Raw genomic sequence first — 20,539 nt, 5'->3', positions numbered from 1 at the left:
CAGGCTCCGGCGCCATCCGACCGGCCCAGGCTCCGTCCCGGAGCAGCCTGCGGGTCGTCTGCGTCGTGCCGGTGCATGAGACGCTGACGTCATGGGGGAGGAGTCGCGTCACGCGCGCCAGGATCCGGACGACGACGTGGGCGACCTGCCCGACCGGATCGTCGGGCGGCTCAGGCTCCTGGTGTCCACGATCATGGACCTCGGCGCCGACCTCGACGAGGAGACGGTGCTGTGCCGGCTCGCCACCGGTGCGTGCGCGGTCGCCGAGGGGGCCCGGGGGCGGGTCGAGGTGCTCGACGGGCACGGTGCGGTGCAGCGGGTGCTCACCGAGCGCGGGACGCCGTACCGCCGGGCTGCCGGCCCGGACCCCCGGGGCACCCGGCTCCGCGAGGAGATCGTGGTCGACGGGGTCCCGGCGGCCGTGGTGACCGTCTTCGAGCCGCTCGGACCCCACGGTTTCGACCCACGGGCCGCCGGCCGGCTGGCGGCGGTGGCGCGGACAGCCGGGATCGCCCTGCGCAACGCCCGCGTCCACGCCCGGGGCGAGCGGCGCCGGGTCAGCCTGGAGGCGACCACCCAGGTGGCCCACGCGATCACCTCCGCGGTGCCCCTGGAGGACGTGCTCTCGGTGGTGACCGGGTCGGTCCGCCGCGCCCTGGCCGCGACCGGCGCGGGCCTCCTGGTGCCGCACCCCAGCGGCCTGCACGAGGTCAGGGCGCTCGACGTCCGGCGCGGCCACCTGACCCGCAGCCGCACGCTCTTCGAGCAGGCCCGGCCGGCGCTGGAGGAGGTCCTGGTCTCGGGCGAGGAGCAGGTCCTGGCCTTCGACCAGGACGTGATCGCGCTGGTGCCGGTCGAGCTCACCGGCGACGAGCGGCACCTGCTCGGGGTCTGGTGGGCCGGGCGCACCGCACCGCTGGCGGAGGAGGAGCGGGCCCTGGTCGCGGCCTTCGCGGAGCAGGCGGGGGTGGCGATCGACCGGGCGCGGGCCGCCCAGGACCGCGAGCGCCTGCTGGTCCTCAGCGAGCGGGAGCGCATCGCCCGCGATCTCCACGACGTGGTGATCCAGCGCATCTTCGCCTCGGGGCTCCAGCTGCGCAGCCTGCTGCGCGAGGACGACCTGGACCTCGCCCGGCGGGGGCTCTGCGCCGCGGTGGACGACCTCGACCTGACCATCCGCGACATCCGGACGACGATCTTCGCCCTGCACGACGCCGGTCAGCGGCTGCGGCAGGACGCCCGCGGGCTGCTGCGCGAGTATGCGCCGGGGCTCGGCTTCACCCCCACGATGCGGACCCAGGGGGACCTGGACGGCCTCGACGCCCCGGTCGTGGTGGAGCACGCGCTGGCCAGCCTGCGCGAGCTCCTGGCCAACGTCGTCCGGCACGCGAGGGCGAGCAGCTGCCAGGTGGAGCTCCGGCTCGGCTCCGGCTGGCTGAGCGTCGAGGTGGCCGACGACGGCGTCGGCTTCGATCATCCGGCCCGCCGTAGCGGCCTGGAGAACCTGGCGCTGCGCGCGTCGCTGCTCGGCGGCACCTTCAGCATCGGGACCAGGGAGCCGACGGGGACGCTGGCCCGTTGGCGGGTGCCGGTTCAGGCGCTCTGAGCCTCCGTGGCCGGCGCCCCGCCGGGACCCGGCTGCCCGGGCTGCGGGGCGGGTGCCCGGGCCGGCGCGGGGGCGCCCGGCCCCACCAGCTGGGAGACCACGTTGAGGGCCACCCAGCACAGCAGCACCGAGACCAGGTAGCGGGAGAGGGCGGCGTCCAACGGCAGCGTGCCCTCCACCAGGGCGAGCCACAGGGCCGGTGAGGAGACGACGGCGGCGGCCCCCAGGACCACCCCGTTGAGGGGACCGATGCTCATCGCTGGGCTCCTGTCGGGCTGAGGGCGCGGTCACCGGTGACGACGCCGACCGAGCGCACCTGAGCGCTGCCGCCGAGCTCGGAGTAGGAGAGGACCGGCAGCCGGTCGAGGGTGGGGCGCACCAGGCGCCGCAGCGCGGCCCGGATCTGGGGGGCGCAGACGAGCACCGGCCGCTGGTCGCGGTTCTCCGCCTCCGCGGTGAGCCCGGCCAGCTGGATCAGCATCTGCTGCCCGATGTCGGGGTCCAGCGCCAGGACCGCCCCGTGGTCGGTGGCCCGCATCGACTCCAGCATCCGGTGCTCCAGCTGCGGGTCGAGGCTGATCACGTGCACGTCGCCGTTCTGCAGGTAGGGCGCCACCACCGCGGGCCCGAGGGCCTGGCGGGCGGACTCGACGAGTCCGTCGAGGTCCTTGGAGGCCGCGGCCCGCAGCGACAGCGCCTCGAAGATCCGGACCAGGTCGCGCACCGAGATCTTCTCGTCGAGCAGGCTCTGGAGCACCCGCTGCACCTCGCCGAGGCTGAGCTGGGTGGGGGTGAGCTCCTCGATGACGACCGGGTGCGAGCGCTTGACGACGTCGGTGAGCAGACGCACGTCCTCGCGGCCCAGCAGACGGGCGGCGTGCTGGGTGACCACCTCGGCCAGGTGCGTGGTGATCACCGAGGCCCGGTCGACGACGGTGGCCCCGGTGAGCTCGGCCTGGTTGCGCAGCTCGGTGGGGATCCACTTGGCCTCCAGGCCGAAGACCGGCTCCACGCCGGCCTGGCCGGGCAGGTTGCCCAGGTAGTCGCCGATGGCCATGACGTGGCCCGACGGGGCCTCGCCGCGGGCGACCTCGATGCCGAAGAGGGTGATCGCGTAGGTCCGCGAGGGCAGGTCGATGTTGTCGCGGGTGCGCACCGGCGGCACCACGATGCCGATGTCTGAGGCGACCTTGCGGCGCAGCGCCTTGACCCGGTCGAGCAGGTCGCCGCCGACGCTGGGGTCGACCAGGTCGATGATGTCGGGGGCCAGCTCGAGGCCGAGCGGGTCGACCTGGATCTCGGCGGCCAGCAGCTCGGGGGAGTCGGGGTTGGGCGCGGCCTCGACCTGGCGCTGGGCCTCCGCCTCCGCGGGGTCCGGCTTGGCCGGCACCCGGGTGGAGGCCAGCAGCATCACCCCGCCGGCGACCAGGAACGGGAGCTTGGGCAGGCCGGGGATCAGGCAGAGGGAGAACGCCGCGAAGCCGGCGATGCGCAGCGGCATCTGGTTGGCGGTGATCTGCTTGATGATGTCGCTGCCCATGTCCTCGTCGCCCGCGTGGCGGGTGACCACCAGGCCGGTGGCGACCGAGAGGAGCAGAGCGGGGATCTGGGAGACCAGGCCGTCGCCGATGGTCAGCAGGCTGTAGGTCGAGATGGCCTCGCCGAAGGGCATGCCCAGCTGGGCGACGCCGATCGCGAAGCCACCGATGAGGTTGACCAGGGTGATCACGATGGCGGCGATCGCGTCGCCCTTGACGAACTTCGACGCCCCGTCCATGGCGCCGTAGAAGTCCGCCTCCGCGTGCACCTCGGCACGGCGCAGGCGGGCCTGGTCCTCGGTGATCAGCCCGGAGTTGAGGTCGGCGTCGATCGCCATCTGCTTGCCCGGCATGGCGTCGAGGGTGAAGCGGGCGCCGACCTCGGCGACCCGGCCGGCGCCGTTGGTGATGACGACGAACTGGATGACCAGCAGGATCGCGAAGACGATGATGCCGACGATCAGCGAGCCCCCGACCACGAAGTGGCCGAAGGTGTCGATGACCTTGCCGGCGTAGCCGTCGAGCAGCACCAAGCGGGTGGCGCTGACGTTGAGCGCCAGCCGGAAGAGCGTCATCACCAGCAGCACGGCCGGGAACGAGGCGAAGTCCAGCGGCCTGGTGACGAACATGGCCACCATCAGGATGAGCAGCGCACCGGTGATGTTGAGGGCGATCAGCATGTCGAGGACGACCGCGGGCAGCGGGACCACGAGCATCACGACGATCAGCACGATGCCGACCGGCACGCCCAGCTGGGTCAAGCGCTTCACGCCACGGGTCCTCTCGAAGGGTCACCTCATCCGGTGCGCCCTCCGTGGCGCGGCAGACACCGTCCTGGTGTCACGAGAGTCCTATCGGCCCTCGGCCGACGGTTCTGAGGGTTTTCTCCGGCGACCCGCGGGCAGCACCGGCGGCAGGTCGGCCTCGGTGCGCGGGCTGCGGTGCTCGCCGCCGTGGTGGCCCCGGGTGCGCCGGCTGATCACGAAGGCGAGGACCTGCGCGACCGCGCCGAAGAGCTCCGCGGGGATCTCCTGGCCGACCTTGGTGGAGAAGTGCAGGGCCCGGGCCAGCGGCACGTCGCGCACCAGCGGGACCCGGTGGGTGGCCGCCTCCTCGCGGATCTTGGCCGCGACCGCCCCGGCGCCGCGGGCGACCACCACGGGGGCGCCCCGCTCCGGCTCGTAGCGCAGGGCCACCGCCACGTGGGTGGGGTTGACCAGCACGACGTCGGCGGTGGGCACGTCGGCCATCATCCGGTTGCGGGCCGCGGCGAGCTGGCGGGACCGGATGGCGCTCTTGACCAGCGGGTCGCCGTCGGAGTTCTTGTGCTCCTGCTTGACCTCCTGCTTGGTCATCCGGGTCTGCTTGCCGATCTTGCGCCGCTGGAAGGCGTAGTCGGCCGCCGCCATCACCAGCCCGGCCAGGGCGACGTTGCGGATCAGCCCCAGCGACTCCTCGGCGATCACCTCCAGCACCGCGGGGATCGGCATCAGCCCGCCCAGCAACGGCATCATCGAGCGGATCACCAGGTAGGCCATGATCGCCACCGCCGAGCTCTTGACGAGCATCTTGGCGCCCTCCCAGAGGGCCTGGGGGCCGAAGGCGCGCTTGGCGCCCTGGAGCAGGTTGAGCTTCTTGAAGTTGGGCTTGACCGCCTTGGTGGCCAGGTAGAAGCCGCCCTGGGCCAGCGCGCCGGCGATGCCGATGACCATCACTCCGCTGGCCAGCAGGAGCAGCGCCAGAGCCACGTGCCACAGGCCGCGGCTGAAGAGCTCGAGGGCCAGGGCGACGTCGGCCGTCTCCACCGCCACCAGACAGCTGGTCATCAGCTCGCGCAGCGCGGTGAGCTCGCGGCCCATCAGCATCGGCAGCGCCATCCCGACGGCCAGCATCGAGGCCCAGCCGCCCAGCTCCTGGGTGCGCGGGACCTGCCCCTCCTTGCGGTTCTCCTTCCTCTTCTTCGGGGTCGGTTTCTCTGTCTTCTCCTCGCTCATCGCCTCACCCCCCGCCGGCCAGGGCGGCCATCGCCTCGTTGGCGAGGTCGACCAGTCGGTCGACCGCCTCGGGGAGGACGGGGAAGGAGAGCCCGAGGAGCAGCAGGGTCAGGCCGATCTTGGCCGGGAACATCACGTTGATGGCGTTGAGCTGGGGCGCGACCTTGGTGAGCAGGGCCAGCCCGAGGTCGGCGACGAAGAGCACCGCGATCATCGGCAGGGCGATCTGGACCGCGGTCACGAAGAACATCTCGAAGGCGGTCACCAGGATCCCGGGGGCGCCCTCGGTCTCCGGCAGCTCGCCGAGGGGGAGGAGCTCGAAGGTGCTGAGCAGCCCGCCGATCACCAGCAGGTGACCGCCGGTGGCGAAGAGGAGCATGGTGGCCAGCATCTGGTGGAACTTGCCGAAGACGGTGTTCATGTTCATCCCGAGCGGGTCGAAGCCCTGGGCGAGGGCGAACCCGCCGAAGATGTCGACCAGGCTGCCGGCGGCCGCGATGGCCTGGAAGAGCAGGTGGGTGACGAAGCCCATGCCCACCCCCACCAGCACCTGGGTCAGGGCCACGACCACCAGCCCCCAGGTGTCGGCCGAGACCTCGCCCGCCATCGAGGGGGCCACCGCGAAGGCGAGCCCGAGGGCCAGCACCACCTTGGCCATCGCCGGCACCGAGCGGGAGGAGAACGGCGGGACCACCGCCAGCCAGGCGCCGATCCGGATCGAGGCCATCAGGTAGGCGATCAGCTCCTGCCCGGCGAGGGAGAGGACCATGGCGCGGCCTAGGAGAGCATCGAGGGCAGCGCCTCGAAGAGGTCCAGGGTGAAGGTCACCAGCGTGTGCAGCATCCAGTTGCCGCTGATGAGCATGGCCACGCCCACGCCGACCAGCTTGGGGACGAAGGCGAGCGTGAACTCCTGGATCTGGGTCATCGACTGGAACAGCGAGATGGCGAAGCCGATCACCAGCGAGGTGACCAGGATCGGCGCGGAGAGCTTGAGCGCGACCAGCATGGTGCGCAGCGCGATCTCGATGACGACGGTGTCGGTCATCCTGGCCCCCCGTAGCTGGAGACCAGGGAGGTGACCACCAGTCCCCAGCCGTCGACCAGGACGAAGAGCAGGAGCTTGAAGGGCAGCGACACCATCACCGGCGGCATCATCATCATGCCCAGCGCCATCAGCGCGCCGCTGACCACGATGTCGATGACCAGGAAGGGGATGAAGATGATGAAGCCGATGATGAAGGCCTGCTTGAGCTCGCTGAGCACGAAGGCGGGCACCAGGGTGGCCATCCCCACGTCGTCGCGGTCCTCGGGCAGGTCCCGGCCGGCGACGTTGGTGAGCAGGATCAGCTCCTCGTCGCCCGACTGGTCGAGCATGAACTCGCGCAGCGGCTCCAGGCCGTCGGTGTAGGCGGCGGTGGAGGTCTTGTCCCCGTCGAGGTAGGGCTGGAGCGCGACCTCGTTGATCTGGGAGAGCACCGGGCCCATGATGAACAGGCTCAGGAAGAGGGCGAGGCCGGCGAGGACCTGGTTGTTCGGCGTCTGCTGGAGCCCCAGCGCGTTGCGGGTCAGGCCGAGCACCACCAGGATCTTGGTGAAGCTGGTGCAGGTCAGCAGGATGGCCGGCAGCAGCGAGAGCAGCGTCAGCGCGATGATGATGACGACCGAGTTGCTCGGGGTCTCGGTCAGTCCGTCGAGCTCGATGGTGACCGAGCTGTCGCCGGGGCCGCCGGGCCCGGCGGGACCGCCCGGACCCTCGGGGGACAGCGAGAGGTCGACGGCGTGCGCGGCGCCGCCCACCGAGCCCAGAAGCAGGACCAGCAGGAGGCCTGCCAGGGCGGCTCCGAGCAGCCGCGGCAGCCACCTCATGGCTGGTGCCTGCCGCCGGTGGGGCCGCCGTCGTCCTTGCCCCGGAGCGCGGCCAGCGCCTGGCGCCAGGTGCGCGGAGAGAGCACCGAGCCGCCCAGCGGGGTGGGCTCCTCGGGGACGACCTGGGCCAGCTGCTCCTCGGTGACCAGCTCTTCGGGGTCGAGCTCGGCCAGCACGTTGACCTGGTGCTCGGTGGTGCCGAGCACCAGCACCCGGCTGCCGACGGTGACCACGGCCACCGACGAGGTGCGGGTCAGCGGCTGGCGGTGCACCACCCGGACCAGCGAGCTGGCCCCGCCCTGGAAGCGGCGCGCCCCGAGACGGGCCAGCAGCAGCAGCAGGCCGACGACGACGGCCAGGGAGAAGGCCAGCCGGAGGGTGAGCTCGAGCACGGGTCAGGCGCTCGCTTCGTCCACGATCTCGGTGATCCGCAGACCGAAGTCCTCGTCGACCACGACCACCTCGCCCCGGGCGATGAGCCGGCCGTTGACCAGCAGGTCGGCGGGCCCGTCGGCGGCGCGGTCGAGCTCGAGCACGGTGCCGGGCGAGAGGGCCAGCAGGTCGCGGACCGCCATCCGGGTGCGGCCCAGCTCGACGGTGACCTCCATGTCGACCCCGGCCAGCATCTCGATGCCCCGTCGGGAGGCGACGTGCTCGCTCCGGGGGACGCCGGTGTCGGGCGCGCCGTAGGACAGCGGGCCCGCCGGGGCGGGCGGGGCGATGGGCTGGCCGGCCGGCTCGTGGGTGGGGGTGAACACGGGGGAGGCCGGGGCCACGGCCGCCGAGGGGGTCAGCGCGGTGTCGACCAGGAGGACGGCGGCCTCGATGCCCTGGCCGACCAGCGGCACGGCGGTGAAGGGGGCGCCCAGGTCGCTGACCACCATCGACAGGTCGACCGGGGTGGCGGCGCGGGCGGTGCAGCCCAGCGCGGCGGCGACCGCGTCGATCGCCGGCTGGGTGGCCGCGGCCAGGTCGAGCCCGCCCAGCGGGCTCTCCATCAGGGCCCGGACGAACTCCTCGCCCACCAGGACGGCGACCCGGTGGGTCCGGCCGTCGGGGCCTTCCAGGACGGCGATCGAGGCCCCGGAGAAGGCGGCGGTGACGTGCTCGTTGCCGGGCTGCGCGCCGACGGCGCTGAGCGGGGTGACCGCGGGGAGGACGCCGGCGGCCGCCGTGGCCGCGGTGACGGCCAGGCTCGTGTCCGGGGCGGACGTCTGGGGGGTCATGAGTTCTCCTTCGGGGTGCCCACGATGAGGGCGGCGAGCCGCGGGCCCTTGGCCCCGGCGGTGGCGTGGGCGAACGGCGTGTCGTCGACGCAGACGTCCAGCGGGGCGGAGGCGGGGTGGGCCAGTCGGACGACGTCGCCGGGCTTGAGGGCGGCGAGCGCCGTCGGGTGCAGGGTCGTGGGCCGCAGCCGGACGGTGGCCTCGACCGGCACGTCGGCGAAGCGCCGCTGCAGCAGCGCGGCCGCCTCCCCGCGCTTGTGCAGCTCGCGCTCGGAGACCGGCGCCGGGGCGGCCGCCTTGGTCAGGTGCGGGAGCAGGCCGTTGAACGGCAGGCAGAGCGTCATCCGGTGCCCGATGTCGGTGATCCTCAGCTCGAACTCGACCACCACCATGATGTCGGCGGCGCCCGCGATCTGCGCGAACTGGGGGCTGTACTCGATGCCGGCCGGCACCAGCTCGAAGTCGGCGATCGCGGCCAGGCCGTAGCGCATCTCGCTGAGCAGGCGGTCGATCAGCCCGCGGACCACGCCGGACTCGATCTCGGTGAGGGGTCGCACCGGCTGGGTCTTGCCGCCCGGGCCGCCGAGCATGTGGTCGATGGCGGCCATGGTGCCGGGCAGCGGGAGCTCGAGCATGGCCAGGCCGTGCATCGGCTCGGCGGTCAGCTTGATCATGTAGGTCGGCGCCGAGAGCGAGTCGATGTACTCGTCGTAGCTGAGCTGCTGGATCGAGAGGAGCTGGACCGCGCAGACGGTGCGCAGCCAGGAGGTGAAGACCGTGGTCGCCTGGCGCGCGAAGCTGTCGAAGCCCAGCTGCAGGATGCGGGAGTGCTCGCGGCTCAGCTGGATCGGGCGACGGAAGTCGTAGACCACCGGTTCCGTGCCCCGGCTGCGGCGGCGCGAACGGGCGCCCGACGTCCCGTTCGGGGACGCGGCCTGGGCTGGAGGAGGGGTCACGTACGTCGTATCGGCCCGGCCGCGACCCTCCTGAGGATTTTGGACTAGACCATCCCGACGACCCCGCCCCGGTCTCGGGGCGGGCGGGTCACTGGGTGACGAACTCGGTGTAGTACACCTCCAGCACCTCGCCGTGGTAGGCGTGGTCGAGCTTCTCCATCAGCTCCTCGCGGAGCTTCTCGCGCTGCTCGCCGGTCACCAGCTCCGACATCTCCCGGCCGCTGAAGACGGTGATCGAGGCGTCCAGGGCCTTGCTGCCGTCGAGCTTGTGGGCGCCCTCGACCAGCTCCAGGGCCAGACCCAGGCGCAGGTAGTGGCCGGCCGCCAGGTTGACCTGCATCGAGTCCAGCGCCATCACCTCGCCCGGCTTCGGCTCGCTGGGTCCCGACGGCTTGAGGAAGAAGAACCAGCCGCCGGCCAGGGCCAGCACCAGCACGAGGACCACGAGGAGCTTCTTCTTGCCGCCCTTCTTCTTGACTTCGGGCTCCTCCAGCGTGGTGCCGCCGGGGGCGGGGGGCATCGCGGTGACGGTCATGTCCGGTCTCCTTCTTCGTCGTTGGCGGCCTGCTCCAGCAGCTCCCGGGTCTCGGCCGGCAGCGAGGAGAGCACCACGATGTCGACCCTCTTGTTGATCTGCTGCGACCCCGGCTCTGCCGGGTCCATCAGTGGCTTCTCGTGGCCGAAGGCCGACGCGGTGAGTCGCCCCTCGGAGATCCCGCGCCCCTCGCTGAGGTGGCGCAGCACCGTGATCGACCGGGCGGCCGAGAGGTCCCAGTCGCTGGCGTAGTACTTCGGCTTCACCGGCACCTGGTTGGTGTGGCCGTCGATCTGGAGGGGGTCCGGGATGTTGGCGAGCACCGGGGCCAGGGTGTCGACCACCGTGCGCCCACGGGAGGTCAGGTCGGCCATGTCGGCCTGGAAGACGACGTGGCGCGAGACCAGACTGACCACCAGGCCGCGGTTGTCGATCGTGGTGACCACGTCGTCGCCCAGGCCCTTCGCGGCCAGGGCCTTCTTGACCCGACGCATGATCTTGGCCAGCCGGTCGGCCTCCGCCTCGGCCTCGGCGTACGAGCGCTGGGTGCGCAGCCGCTCGTGCTGCGCCACCGCCTCGGTCACCATCTCCTGCTGCTCGGGGCTGAGCTGCGCGTACTGCTTGGGGCTCATCGTCTTGACCGCGGCGCTGCCGGGGTTGTCGAGCAGCGACTCGGCCCCGTCCATCACCACCGCGGACTGCCCGAATCCGGCGGCCAGTCCCTCCTTGAGCGCGCTGAACTTCTTCTCGTCGACCTGGCTCATCGCGAACATCACGATGAAGAGCACCATCAGCAGCGTGACCATGTCGGCGTAGGTGACCAGCCAGCGCTCGTGGTTCTCGTGCTCCTCCTCGATGTGACGCTTCCCGCCGGCCATCAGGCGGCCTTGGCCAGGGCGGCGAGCTCCGCGGCGGGGAGCAGCGAGTGGAGCTTCTGGGCGATGACCCGGGGGTTGGCCCCGGCCTGGATGGCGGCGATCCCCTCGATCGCCACCTCCATCCGCGTGCACTCCAGGTCGCTGAGACGCTTGAGGCGGGCGCAGATGGGCAGCCAGATGGCGTTGGCCGAGCAGACGCCCCACAGGGTCGCGAGGAAGGCGGCGGCGATGAGGTGGCCGAGCTCCTCGGGCTGGGCGAGGTTCTCCAGCACGTGGACCAGGCCCATCACGGTGCCGACGATGCCGATGGTGGGGGCGTAGGCGCCCGCATCGCCGAAGAACTTGGCCGCGTGCTTGTCCTGGACCTTCTTGGCGTAGACCTCGGCCTCCAGGATCTCGCGGACCTCGTGCGGGTCGGTGCCGTCGATGGCCAGGGTGACGCCCTTGACCAGGAACGGGTCGTCGATGCCGCGCAGCTGGTCCTCCAGCGCCAGCAGGCCGTCGCGGCGGGCGCGCTCGGCGAGCTGGACGACGACCGGCACCAGGTCGGCCGACGAGGCGGCCTTGCCGGTGAAGGCGCGCTTGAGGGAGGTCACTGCCGCCTTGCCGTCGGCCACGGTGCCGCCGGCGAAGCAGATCGCCAGGGTGGCCCCGAAGACCAGCAGCATCGGAGGGAGCAGCAGCATCGACATCGGGTTGCCGCCCTCCATCATGTTGGACACGATGATGATGACGAAGGCGAGCAGGATGCCGATCAGGGTTGCCGGATCCATGTCAGTGCTCCCGCATCTCGCCGCGGGCGGAGGCCTCGAAGCCCGGGAGCACCGAGACCGGGGCCAGGCGCGCCGTGGAGGGCGTCGGGAAGAGCTCCTCGAGGTCGGGCGGCACCATGGCCGAGAGCGCGACGATCTCGGAGCGGAAGCAACGGATCGCGGCGACGACCTGGGTCATGGAGTCGGCCACGACGTACTTCGTCCCGTCGGTCAGCGTGATGACGGTGTCCGGGGTGGCGTCGATGCGCTCGATCAGGTCGGAGTTCAGCACGAACTGCGTCCCTGAGAGTCGGGTAAGCATGATCACGATCAGCACCATCCTTGTGCGTCCAGCCGAGGGCCGTCCGTGGCCCTCGATGTTCAGTTCGGCCGGTTGGTGTCCGACCTGAGGCCTTCTGGCCGGTCCGTCCCGATCGAGGACGGACCGGCCGAGGCGGGGGTCAGCGCTTGATGTTGACCAGCTCCTCCAGGACCTGGTCGGAGGTGGTGATCACCCGCGAGCTGGCCTGGAAGCCGCGCTGGGCCAGGATCAGGTTGGTGAACTCGGCGGCCAGGTCGACGTTGGACATCTCCAGCGAGCCCGCCTTGACCGTGCCGCGGCCCCCCGCGCCGGCCACGCCGAGCTCGGCCTCGCCGGAGCTCGCCGAGGCGCGCCAGCTGCTCTCCCCGACCTTCTCCAGGCCCTGGGGGTTGGTGAAGTCGGCGATGGCCAGCTGGGCCAGCCCACGCTGGATCCCGTCGGAGAAGAGGCCGGTGACCTTGCCGTCGCTGCCGATCGAGTACGACGTCAGCTCCACTCCGGCGGGGACGGCCGGGAGGACCCCGGCGGTGTTGCGGGTGACGTCGACGAGGTCGCCGGTGGCGACGCCGTCGGCGTCGAGCGCGTAGCCCTGGACCCGGTTGCCGGTCGGGGTGACCAGAGCGCCGGTGTTGTCGAAGGAGAACGCGCCGGCGCGGGTGTAGAGCTGCTCGTTGCCCTTGCGGACCACGAACATGCCGTCGCCCGAGAGCATCAGGTCGGTGCCGCGACCGGTGGTCTGCTCCGAGCCCTGGGTGAGGTTGGTGACGGTGCCGGCGAGCTGCACGCCGAGACCGACCTGGACGGGGTTGGTGCCGCCGTTGTTGGCGTTGGCGGCGCCGGCGCCGGTCATCATCTGGCTCAGGGTGTCCTGGAAGACGGTGGTGCTGGACTTGAAGCCGGTGGTGTTGGCGTTGGCGATGTTGTTGCCGGTCACGTCGAGCATGGTCTGGTTGACGCGCAGGCCGGAGATGCCGGTGAAGAGCGAACGAAGCATGGTGATTACCTCACGGAGTGGGAAGGGACGGTTCAGGGAGTGGTGGAGCCGGGGACGGCGGGAGCCGCTCCCGTGTCGGTGCCCGTCGCGGGGCTGGCCGGGGCGTTCACGGAGGCGACCATCGCCAGCGGCACCTCGGTGCCGTCGACGTCGAGGACGGGGCCCTGGGCGCCGAAGGTGACGCCACCGACCAGTCCGCTGCCGACGCTGCCGTCGGGGTTGGTCCAGGAGACCTCACGGCCAACGAGACCGCTGGCACCGAAGGCCATCTGGGCCGAGAGCAGCAGCGCGGTCTGGTCGGCCACGGCCTGCATCTTCTCCAGGGCCGTGAACTGCGCCGACTGGGCCAGGAACTGACCCGAGTCGGCCGGGTTGAGCGGGTCCTGGTAGCGCATCTGCGCCACCATCAGCTGCAGGAACATGTCCTTGTCGTTCTTCGTCGACGGGGTCGACGTGCTCGTGGCCGGACCGAACATGCCGGGTGCCACGGCCTCCGTTGCCTGGACAGACACGGGTACCTCCTCAGACGGTCACGTCGAGTCCCGTGGCACGGGAACGGCTGACCGGTTCGTGCGGAGCGGGGGTGACCCCGGTTCCGCGGATGGTGCCGTCCGTGGCGTTTCTTCCCTCACGCGTCCCTGCGTGGTGGTCTGTGGGTCCCCGGCCGTCGCCGGGGGTGTCGGCGTCGGCCGCCGGGCCGCTGCCGTCGCGGGCGCCGTCGCGCTGGCCGTCGCGGCCGGTCGCGGTGGCGAGTGCCTGGTCGGGTGCGCCCGGCTCGCGGACCAGCACCCGGCTCTCCGAGGCGCCGGCCAGCTCCAGCAGCCGCGCCAGCTCGGGGGCGCCCTCGAGGAGGGCGCCGCGGGCCTGGTCGCCGGCCGCGAAGCTGACCGTCACCTCGCCGTTGCGCACCACCAGGGTGACCCGGACCTCGCCCAGGGCCTCGGGGTTGAGGGTCAGCGTGATCCGGTGGGTGCCGTTGCCCCGGCTGACCAGGCTGGTCACCTCGGGGAAGACCTGGCCCCGCACGTGCGCGGCCGGCTCGGCCGCCCCGCCCGGGGTGGGCGCGGACACCGCGGTCATGCCGGCCGGGACCGCGGTGGCGCCGGCTGCGCCGACCTCGCCGGAGGTGCCCGTCGTACCCGCCGCGCCCGCGGCGCCCGCCGTACCCGTCTGCGGCGCCGCTGCTGCCGCGCTGACGTCATCGCGAGCGGTCGCCGGAGCGACCGACTCCGATGACGTCTCCAGAGGGCCGGCCGGCGTGCTGGTCGACGTGCTGGCCACCGCGCTGGGCTCGCCCGGCGTGACGTCATCGCCGGCGGTCGCCGGGGCGACCGCTTCTGATGACGTCCCGAGGGGGGTGGGCAGCGGGGTGGCTGAGGGGGTGGTGGTCGGGGTGGCGTCGGGGACGGCCGGGGTGGCGACCGCGGGGGTGCCCCCGCTGGCCACCAGGGCGGCGTCGAGCCCGAAGGGGCCGAGCAGCGCCACCTCCGCGGGGAGGTAGAGCGGCGGGACGGCGCTGGCGTCCGGAGCGGCCTGCGGGTCGGTCCCTTGCGTCTCCTCCCCGTCCTGCGCCGGTACGTCGTGCTGCGGCGCCGCCGTCGCGGCGGGGTCGGCGGCGGGGTCGGCAGCGGGGTCCGCGGCCGGGTCGGCTGTGGGGTCGGCTGCGGGGGCGGCTCCGGGGGCGGCGCCCGGGAGTGCGGCCATCAGCAGCCCGAGGAAGCCGGAGACCGTCTCGGGCGGGACCGGCGCTCCCGTCGGCGTGCTGGGCGCGGGGGTCGCCAGGTTCGGCAGCGACGCGAGGGGCGTCATCGGGCACCTCCGAGTGCGCCCATCACGGAGCGCACGTAGTTCTGGGTCTCGGCGTAGGGCGGGATGCCGTCGTAGCGCATCACCGCACCGGGTCCAGCGTTGTAGGCGGCCAGCACCAGGTCGGTGCGGCCGAACCGGTCGAGCAGGTCGCGCAGCAGACGCGCGGCCCCGTCGACGGCCTGGGCGGGGTCGAAGGAGTCACTGACCCCGAGCCCCTGGGCGGTGGCCGGCATCAGCTGCATCAGGCCCTGGGCCCCGGCGGGGCTCACCGCCTGCGGGTCGAAGCCGGACTCCTGACCGGCGACCGCGCTGAGCAGGGCGGGGGAGACCCCGTACCGGCTGCCGGCGCTGCTGAAGAGGTCGGCGTACGGCGTGGCGCCGGCCGCGGGGACGCCCCCGACGCCCCCGACACCCGGGAGTGCCGGGACGCCGGCGGTGCCGCCGGCCGCGCCGTCGGGCAGGATCCGCCGGATCACGTCGGGGGTGCTCGGCACGTCGATGATGCGGATGTCCAGGCCCGTCCGGGGCGCCTCGATCATCTTGCCGCCGCCGATGTAGATCGCGATGTGGTCGACGCCGTCGTTGCGGCTGGAGTTGTCCCAGGCGATCAGGTCGCCCGGCTGGGCCTGGCTCATGCTCTCCACCGGACGGCCCGAGGCGGCCTGCTGGAAGGAGACCCGGGGCAGGTCGTAGCCGAGGTTCTTGTAGACCACCTGCACCAGCCCGGAGCAGTCCATCCCCTTGTTCGGGTCGGTGCCGCCCCAGACGTAGGGCAGCCCGAGGTACTTGCGCGCCTCGGCGACCACGTCGTCGCCGGAGACCGAGCCGGGCGTCGCGCTGCCGGTGACGGGAGCCGCCCCGGTCAGGGGCGTGGCGCCGCCGAGGCCCGAGGGCGAGTAGGTGGACCCGCCGGCGGCGGCGGTGCCGCCCAGGGCCTGGCCCAGGACGGAGGAGAAGTCGGCACCCGAGCTGCGGGGCGGGGCGAGCAGGGCCAGCTGGGACTGGATCTGGGCGATCCGGCCGGTGACCTCGGCGACGCTCATCGCGTGCCCCCCTGCCGGCGGACCCACAGCTGGGCGGCGATGTCGTCGAGCTCGTGGGCCTCGCGGCGGGCCCGCTCGGCGCGCCGGGCCGCGGCCCGCCGCTCCAGCAGGCTCTCCACCGCGGAGAGCCGGGTCTTGTCCTGGCTCCAGTGGGCGTGGGCCGACTCGGCGATCCGCTCGGCGGAGGCCGTCTCCTGGGCGGTGCGCTCGACCGCCTGGCCGAGGTGGAGCAGCGAGTCGCGCAGGACCAGGTAGCCCCCGGTGGTCCCCTCGCCCCAGGCGGGGGTGGTGGCGATCCGGTCCTCGAGCTCGGCGACCCGGGCCCGGAGCCGGTCGCGCTCGGCGCCGGCCTCCTGCAGGCCCAGGCGGCTGTCGCGCTCCCGCACGGCACGGACCCGCTCGACGGCGCGCATGCCACGGTCGGCGGCGGCGCCCTGACGCGCGCTCACGGTGCCACCAGCTCGTGGAGCCGGGTCCAGGTGGCGAAGGTGGGCGTGGTCTCGTCCATCGACTGGCGCAGGAAGTCGTCGATCTGCGGCATCCGCGCCAGGGCGGCGTCGGCGTCGGCGTCGGCACCGCGCACGTAGGCGCCGATCTCGACCAGCTCGCGGACGTCGCGGTGGGCGGCCAGCATCCGGCGCAGCCGGGTGGCGTCGGCGCGCTGCTCGGGGGTGGTCACCGCGCCGGTGACCCGGGAGATCGACTCCAGCACGTCGATGCTGGGGAAGTGCCCGGAGGTCGCCAGGCGGCGGGAGAGCACGACGTGGCCGTCGAGGATCGAGCGAGCGGTGTCGCCGACCGGGTCCTGCATGTCGTCGCCCTCGACGAGCACGGTGTAGAGCCCGGTGATGCTGCCGGCCGCGGAGGTGCCGGCCCGCTCCAGCAGCCGCGGCAGCAGGGCGAAGACGCTCGGCGGGTAGCCGCGGGTGGCGGGGGGCTCGCCGGCGCTCAGCCCGATCTCGCGCTGGGCCATCGCGACCCGGGTGAGGCTGTCCATCATCAGCACCACGTCGCGGCCCTCGTCGCGGAAGGACTCCGCGATCCGGGTCGCCACGAAGGCCGACCGCAGGCGCTCCACCGGCGGGGCGTCGGAGGTGGCGACCACGACCACCGAGCGGGCCAGGCCCTCGGGGCCCAGGTCGTTCTCGATGAACTCGCGGACCTCGCGGCCGCGCTCGCCGACCAGGGCCAGCACGCAGACCTCGGCGTCGGTGCCGCGGGCGATCATCGAGAGCAGGCTCGACTTGCCGACCCCGGAGCCGGCCATGATGCCGATCCGCTGGCCGCGGCCGCACGGGGTCAGCGAGTCCAGCGCGCGGACGCCCAGGCCCAGCTGCTGGGTGATCCGGGGGCGGGAGAGTGCGGGGGGCGTGGGGTGGTCCACGCTGACCAGGGGCAGGTGGTCCAGCGGCGGACCGTCGTCGATCGGCCGGCCGAGGCCGTCGAGCACCCGGCCGCGCAGCTCCTCCCCGACGCGGATCCGCAGCGGGCCGCCGGTGTGCTGCACCAGCGCGCCGGCGCGCAGGCCGGTGGTCTGGCCCAGCGGCAGGCAGACCAGGCCGGTGGCGCCGGAGGCGGCCACCTCGGCCAGCACGGGGACCCCGGTGGTCGACTCGATCTCGACCAGGTCGCCGACCGCGGCGGCCACGCCGGCGACCAGCAGGTGCAGGCCGAGGATCTCCGTGACCCGCCCCAGGCGGGGGGCGGCGACCGCGGCGAGGGCGGCCGCGTGCCGGGTGGTGGTCAGCGCGCTCATCGCAGCGCCTCCCGGACCCTGGCCATCGCCGAGTCGAGCCGCAGGTCCAGGGCGTGGTCCTCGATCTCTACGACCGCGTCGAGGGGGCCCAGGGTGGGGTCCGCGACCACGGCCACGCCCCGCTGGGCGAGGTCGTCGACGGCCGGGTGGTCGAGGTGGCCGGGGGCCAGGTGGACCCGGGCGACCGCGCCGCCGGGGGACAGCGCCAGCACCCGGCGTACGACGTCGGCGCCGTCGGCGGCGGCGACCTCGCGGGCCAGCAGCTCCTCGGTCAGGGTCCACGCGAGCTCGGTGCCCTGGACCTCGAGGCGCTCCACGGTCTCCTCGACCCGGGAGGCGAGCCGCTCGGCGGCGGCGGTGAGCGCGGCCAGCGCGGCGGCGTGCTCCTCGGCCCGCTCCCGCTCGGCGACGGCCCACCGCTCGGCCTGGTCGTGCGCGGCGACGGTGGCCTCCTCGGCCGCCTCGCGGCGACCCTGGGCCCAGCCCACGCTGTAGCCCTGGGCGCGGGCGGCGGCCCGGGCCTGCTCGGCCACGGCGGAGAGGGTGTGCTCGGCGACGGCGTCGCCCAGCAGGCCGTCGGGGCCCAGGCGGGTCCACTCGCCGCGGCGCAGCTCGGGGGGACGGACGCGGGTCACCTGCGGCACGGTCGCGCCCACGGCGAGCGCCGCCTCACTCGACGAACTCATCGTCGCTCCCTCGCCGGACCATGATCTGGCCGGACTCCTCGAGCTTGCGGATGGTGCGGATGATGCCCTGGCGGGCCTCCTCCACCTGGGTCAGGCGGACGGGCCCGAGGAGCTCGACCTCCTCCAGCAGGTTCTCGGCGGCACGCTCGGAGAGGTTGCCGGTGATCTTGCTGCGCACCGGGCCGTCCTCGATGCCCTTGAGCGCCAGGGCCAGGTCGGAGCCCTCGACCTCGCGCAGCACCTGCTGCACCGAGCGGTCGTCGAGCATGACGATGTCCTCGAACATGAACATCCGGCTCTTGACCTCGTCGGCCAGCGAGGTGTCCAGGGCCTCCAGGCCCTCGACGATCTGGCGCTCGGTGGAGCGGTCGGAGCGGTTGATGATGTTGACCAGCGGATCCAGGCCACCGACCCGCGACATCTCGGCCGGCTGAAGCATGGAGGAGAGCTTGCGCTCCAGGGTGGTCTCCACGACGTGGACGATCTCGGGCGAGGTGCGGTCCATCACCGCGATCCGGTGGGCGATCTGCGCCTGCTGCTCGGGCGGCAGGCCGGAGAGCACCAGGGACGCCTTGTCGGCGGTCATGTGGGCCAGCACCAGGGCGATCACCTGCGGGTGCTCGTCGGCGATGAACGAGCGCAGCTGGGCGGGGTCGGCGCGGTGCAGGAACTGGAACGGCATCTGCACCGCGGCGGCCTGGAGCCGCTCGACGACCTCGGCGGCGCGCTCCGCACCCAGGGAGCCCTCGAGCAGCTCGCGGGCGTAGTCGAGGCCGCCCTTGGCGATGTGGGCGCGCGCGGTGAGCAGGTCGCGGAACTCGCCCATCACCTGGTCGGACTCGTCCCCGCTGACGTAGGCGAGCCGGGCGATCTCGCCGGAGATCGCCTCGACCTCCTCGGGGGAGAGGTGGCTGAGCACCTCGCTGGCCCGCTCCTTGCCCAGCTGGATGAGGAGGACTGCGGTCTTGCGCAGCCCCTTGGTGGCGACGGCGGTCATCAGGGACGCTCCACCAGCCAGCCGCGGAGCAGCTGGGCGACGTCCTCGGGCTGCCGCTCGACGAGCGCGGCGAGCTCGTCGCGCAGCTCCTCGGCGTCGGTGCGCTCAGCGGCCTCCAGCGCCATCAGGGCGGCGCCGGCCTCCACCGGGGGCGTGGTGGTGCGGGTGGCCTGGTCGGCGCGGAGCTGCTCCACGACGTAGGTGGTGGCCTTGGCCCGGGCCTTGGCCCGCTGACGACCCTTGAGCCAGGCCAGCAGCAGCATCAGCGCGATGAGGGCGCCGAGGCCGAAGTTGCGCAGCATCTGGTTGCGGGCGGCCTTGGCGTCCGCGGCGGCGGCGGCCTTCAGCTCGGCCTCGACCGCCTCCTGGGCGCTGCGGTCGAAGGGCAGCGAGGTGACCTCGATGGTGTCGCCGCGCTCCAGGTTCTCCCCGATCGCCGCGGCGATGAGGTTGCGCATGTCGGCGGCGCCGACCTTGACCGGGGCGTTGGCGTCCATCGCCACGCCGATGTGCAGGGACTCCACGCCGCCGGGGGCGGCCTCGCGGGTCTCGACGACCTTGTTGACCGCGTTGTCCTCGGTGGTGGTCTCCTTGTTGTAGGAGCCGTCGCCCTCGCCGCCGGGGTTCTCCATCTGGCCTTCCGGGCCCACGACGCCGCCGGCCGTGCCCGGGTCCGCGCCACCGCTGTAGGTCTCGCGCTGGAGGGAGCGGGAGAGGGGCTTGGCGTCGGGGTCGGACTCGTAGGTCGTGGTGGTGCTGACCGCCTTGTCGAAGTCGAGGTTGGCGGTCACCGCGACGGTGGAGTTGCGCGGGCCGACGACCGTGTCGAGCGTCTGCTGGATCTTGGCGGCCAGGTCGTCCTGGTACTCCTCGACGGCCTGGGCGCGGGTGCCCGCACCGGTGCCGCTGGTGGCGTCGTCGGCCGACAGCAGCCGCCCCGTGGAGTCGGTGACGGTCACCTTCTCCGGGGCCAGCCCGTCGATGCTGGAGGCGACCAGGTGGACCACGGCCTGCACCTGCTCGGGGGCGAAGGTGTCGCCCCGGTCGGTGGCGACCAGGACCGAGGCGGTGGCGGGGTCCTGCTCCTTGGCGAAGACCTGCTTGGCCGGCAGCGCCAGGTGGACCACCGCGGTGTGCACGCCGTCGATCGCCTCGATGGTGCTGGCCAGCTCGCCCTCCATCGCCCGCTTGAAGGAGGTCTGCTCCTGGAACTGCGAGGTCGAGAGGCTCTGCTCGTCGAGCAGCGAGTAGCCGTCGCCGCTGCTGGTCGGCAGGCCCTCGCCGCTGAGCGCGATCCGGGTCTCGTGGACCTGCTCCTTGGGCACCATCACCGTGGAGCCGTTGTTGCTGATCTCGTAGGGGATGCCGGTGGCCTCGAGCTCGTCGATCACCGCAGCGGCGTCCTCGGCGGCCATGTTGGAGAAGAGCGGGCTGTAGCTGGGCGTGGCCGCCCACCGGAAGACCATGAAGCCCGCCATGAGCAGCGCGAGCGTCCCGACCACGGCGACGGCCTTCTGGCCCGCGGTGAACGAGGTGAACGTGGTCCGGAAGCGCGCCAGGCTGCGCGTCATCGTGTCCT

At 73.0% G+C, this 20,539-nt stretch carries 23 protein-coding genes; 1 reads left to right on the top strand and 22 read right to left on the bottom strand.

Annotated features, from left to right (window positions below; translation table 11 throughout):
* Positions 1–91: 91 nt before the first annotated feature.
* Positions 92–1,606 carry a sensor histidine kinase gene (locus tag AC4BG9_RS06480; RefSeq protein WP_490570271.1) on the top strand — a complete coding sequence of 505 codons (1,515 nt, stop codon included), beginning with the start codon at positions 92–94 and terminating at the stop codon, positions 1,604–1,606.
* On the opposite strand, the gene AC4BG9_RS06475 is transcribed toward AC4BG9_RS06480, so the two are convergent.
* The 22 genes from AC4BG9_RS06475 to fliF form a co-directional block, all read right to left on the bottom strand.
* Positions 1,594–1,863 carry a hypothetical protein gene (locus AC4BG9_RS06475; protein WP_490570270.1) on the bottom strand — a complete coding sequence of 90 codons (270 nt, stop codon included), beginning with the start codon at positions 1,861–1,863 and terminating at the stop codon, positions 1,594–1,596. The genes AC4BG9_RS06480 and AC4BG9_RS06475 overlap by 13 nt on opposite strands.
* Positions 1,860–3,914 (bottom strand): flagellar biosynthesis protein FlhA, encoded by a 2,055-nt coding sequence (gene flhA, locus AC4BG9_RS06470; protein ID WP_490570269.1) that lies wholly within the window; start codon positions 3,912–3,914, stop codon positions 1,860–1,862. Before flhA ends, AC4BG9_RS06475 begins: the two co-directional genes overlap by 4 nt.
* Before the next feature lie 81 nt (positions 3,915–3,995).
* The gene (locus AC4BG9_RS06465) at positions 3,996–5,138 is read right to left on the bottom strand and encodes an EscU/YscU/HrcU family type III secretion system export apparatus switch protein (protein ID WP_490570268.1); all 1,143 of its coding nucleotides are present in this window, start codon (positions 5,136–5,138) and stop codon (positions 3,996–3,998) included.
* 4 nt (positions 5,139–5,142) lie between these two features.
* Positions 5,143–5,907 (bottom strand): flagellar biosynthetic protein FliR, encoded by a 765-nt coding sequence (locus tag AC4BG9_RS06460; RefSeq protein WP_490570267.1) that lies wholly within the window; start codon positions 5,905–5,907, stop codon positions 5,143–5,145.
* An 8-nt stretch (positions 5,908–5,915) separates the two neighbouring features.
* Positions 5,916–6,185 (bottom strand): flagellar biosynthetic protein FliQ, encoded by a 270-nt coding sequence (locus tag AC4BG9_RS06455; protein WP_490570266.1) that lies wholly within the window; start codon positions 6,183–6,185, stop codon positions 5,916–5,918.
* A complete protein-coding gene (gene fliP, locus AC4BG9_RS06450) occupies positions 6,182–7,006 on the bottom strand; it encodes a flagellar type III secretion system pore protein FliP (protein WP_490570265.1) in 825 nt (274 codons plus the stop codon). Before fliP ends, AC4BG9_RS06455 begins: the two co-directional genes overlap by 4 nt.
* Complete coding sequence (locus tag AC4BG9_RS06445) at positions 7,003–7,398, bottom strand: flagellar biosynthetic protein FliO (protein ID WP_490570264.1); 396 nt, start codon at positions 7,396–7,398, stop codon at positions 7,003–7,005. The genes fliP and AC4BG9_RS06445 overlap by 4 nt, the downstream gene beginning before the upstream one ends.
* Before the next feature lie 3 nt (positions 7,399–7,401).
* On the bottom strand, positions 7,402–8,232 hold the full coding sequence (gene fliN, locus AC4BG9_RS06440; protein WP_490570263.1) for a flagellar motor switch protein FliN: 831 nt from the start codon (positions 8,230–8,232) through the stop codon (positions 7,402–7,404).
* Positions 8,229–9,188, bottom strand: coding sequence for a flagellar motor switch protein FliM (locus AC4BG9_RS06435; protein WP_490570262.1), 960 nt, complete (start codon positions 9,186–9,188; stop codon positions 8,229–8,231). Before AC4BG9_RS06435 ends, fliN begins: the two co-directional genes overlap by 4 nt.
* Positions 9,189–9,276: 88 nt before the next feature.
* Entirely contained in the window at positions 9,277–9,723 is a 447-nt protein-coding gene (locus AC4BG9_RS06430) for a flagellar basal body-associated FliL family protein (protein ID WP_490570261.1), read from the bottom strand.
* The gene (locus tag AC4BG9_RS06425) at positions 9,720–10,601 is read right to left on the bottom strand and encodes an OmpA/MotB family protein (RefSeq protein ID WP_490570260.1); all 882 of its coding nucleotides are present in this window, start codon (positions 10,599–10,601) and stop codon (positions 9,720–9,722) included. The genes AC4BG9_RS06430 and AC4BG9_RS06425 overlap by 4 nt, the downstream gene beginning before the upstream one ends.
* Positions 10,601–11,374, bottom strand: coding sequence for a motility protein A (locus tag AC4BG9_RS06420; protein WP_490570259.1), 774 nt, complete (start codon positions 11,372–11,374; stop codon positions 10,601–10,603). Before AC4BG9_RS06420 ends, AC4BG9_RS06425 begins: the two co-directional genes overlap by 1 nt.
* A gap of 1 nt (position 11,375) precedes the next feature.
* Positions 11,376–11,675 (bottom strand): flagellar FlbD family protein, encoded by a 300-nt coding sequence (locus AC4BG9_RS06415; protein ID WP_490570647.1) that lies wholly within the window; start codon positions 11,673–11,675, stop codon positions 11,376–11,378.
* Between the two features lie 139 nt (positions 11,676–11,814).
* Entirely contained in the window at positions 11,815–12,669 is an 855-nt protein-coding gene (locus AC4BG9_RS06410) for a flagellar hook protein FlgE (protein WP_490570258.1), read from the bottom strand.
* A 32-nt stretch (positions 12,670–12,701) separates the two neighbouring features.
* On the bottom strand, positions 12,702–13,181 hold the full coding sequence (locus tag AC4BG9_RS06405) for a flagellar hook assembly protein FlgD (RefSeq protein WP_490570257.1): 480 nt from the start codon (positions 13,179–13,181) through the stop codon (positions 12,702–12,704).
* A gap of 10 nt (positions 13,182–13,191) precedes the next feature.
* Positions 13,192–14,478, bottom strand: a complete 1,287-nt coding sequence (locus tag AC4BG9_RS06400; protein WP_490570256.1) for a flagellar hook-length control protein FliK — start codon at positions 14,476–14,478, stop codon at positions 13,192–13,194.
* Positions 14,475–15,521, bottom strand: a complete 1,047-nt coding sequence (locus AC4BG9_RS06395) for a transglycosylase SLT domain-containing protein (protein ID WP_490570255.1) — start codon at positions 15,519–15,521, stop codon at positions 14,475–14,477. Before AC4BG9_RS06395 ends, AC4BG9_RS06400 begins: the two co-directional genes overlap by 4 nt.
* Positions 15,518–15,970 (bottom strand): flagellar FliJ family protein, encoded by a 453-nt coding sequence (locus tag AC4BG9_RS06390; protein WP_490570254.1) that lies wholly within the window; start codon positions 15,968–15,970, stop codon positions 15,518–15,520. The genes AC4BG9_RS06395 and AC4BG9_RS06390 overlap by 4 nt, the downstream gene beginning before the upstream one ends.
* Positions 15,967–17,277, bottom strand: coding sequence for a FliI/YscN family ATPase (locus AC4BG9_RS06385; protein WP_490570253.1), 1,311 nt, complete (start codon positions 17,275–17,277; stop codon positions 15,967–15,969). Before AC4BG9_RS06385 ends, AC4BG9_RS06390 begins: the two co-directional genes overlap by 4 nt.
* Positions 17,274–17,963: a FliH/SctL family protein gene (locus tag AC4BG9_RS06380; protein WP_490570252.1), complete on the bottom strand. Its 690-nt coding sequence runs from the start codon at positions 17,961–17,963 to the stop codon at positions 17,274–17,276. Before AC4BG9_RS06380 ends, AC4BG9_RS06385 begins: the two co-directional genes overlap by 4 nt.
* On the bottom strand, positions 17,947–18,960 hold the full coding sequence (gene fliG / locus AC4BG9_RS06375; protein ID WP_490570251.1) for a flagellar motor switch protein FliG: 1,014 nt from the start codon (positions 18,958–18,960) through the stop codon (positions 17,947–17,949). The genes AC4BG9_RS06380 and fliG overlap by 17 nt, the downstream gene beginning before the upstream one ends.
* A complete protein-coding gene (gene fliF, locus AC4BG9_RS06370; RefSeq protein WP_490570250.1) occupies positions 18,960–20,531 on the bottom strand; it encodes a flagellar basal-body MS-ring/collar protein FliF in 1,572 nt (523 codons plus the stop codon). The genes fliG and fliF overlap by 1 nt, the downstream gene beginning before the upstream one ends.
* Positions 20,532–20,539: the final 8 nt, after the last annotated feature.

This window comes from Nocardioides sp. Z40_12 (assembly GCF_058215795.1).
The sequence above is the reverse complement of the archived record's forward strand: the minus strand, read 5'-3'. Positions and strand labels throughout refer to the sequence as shown.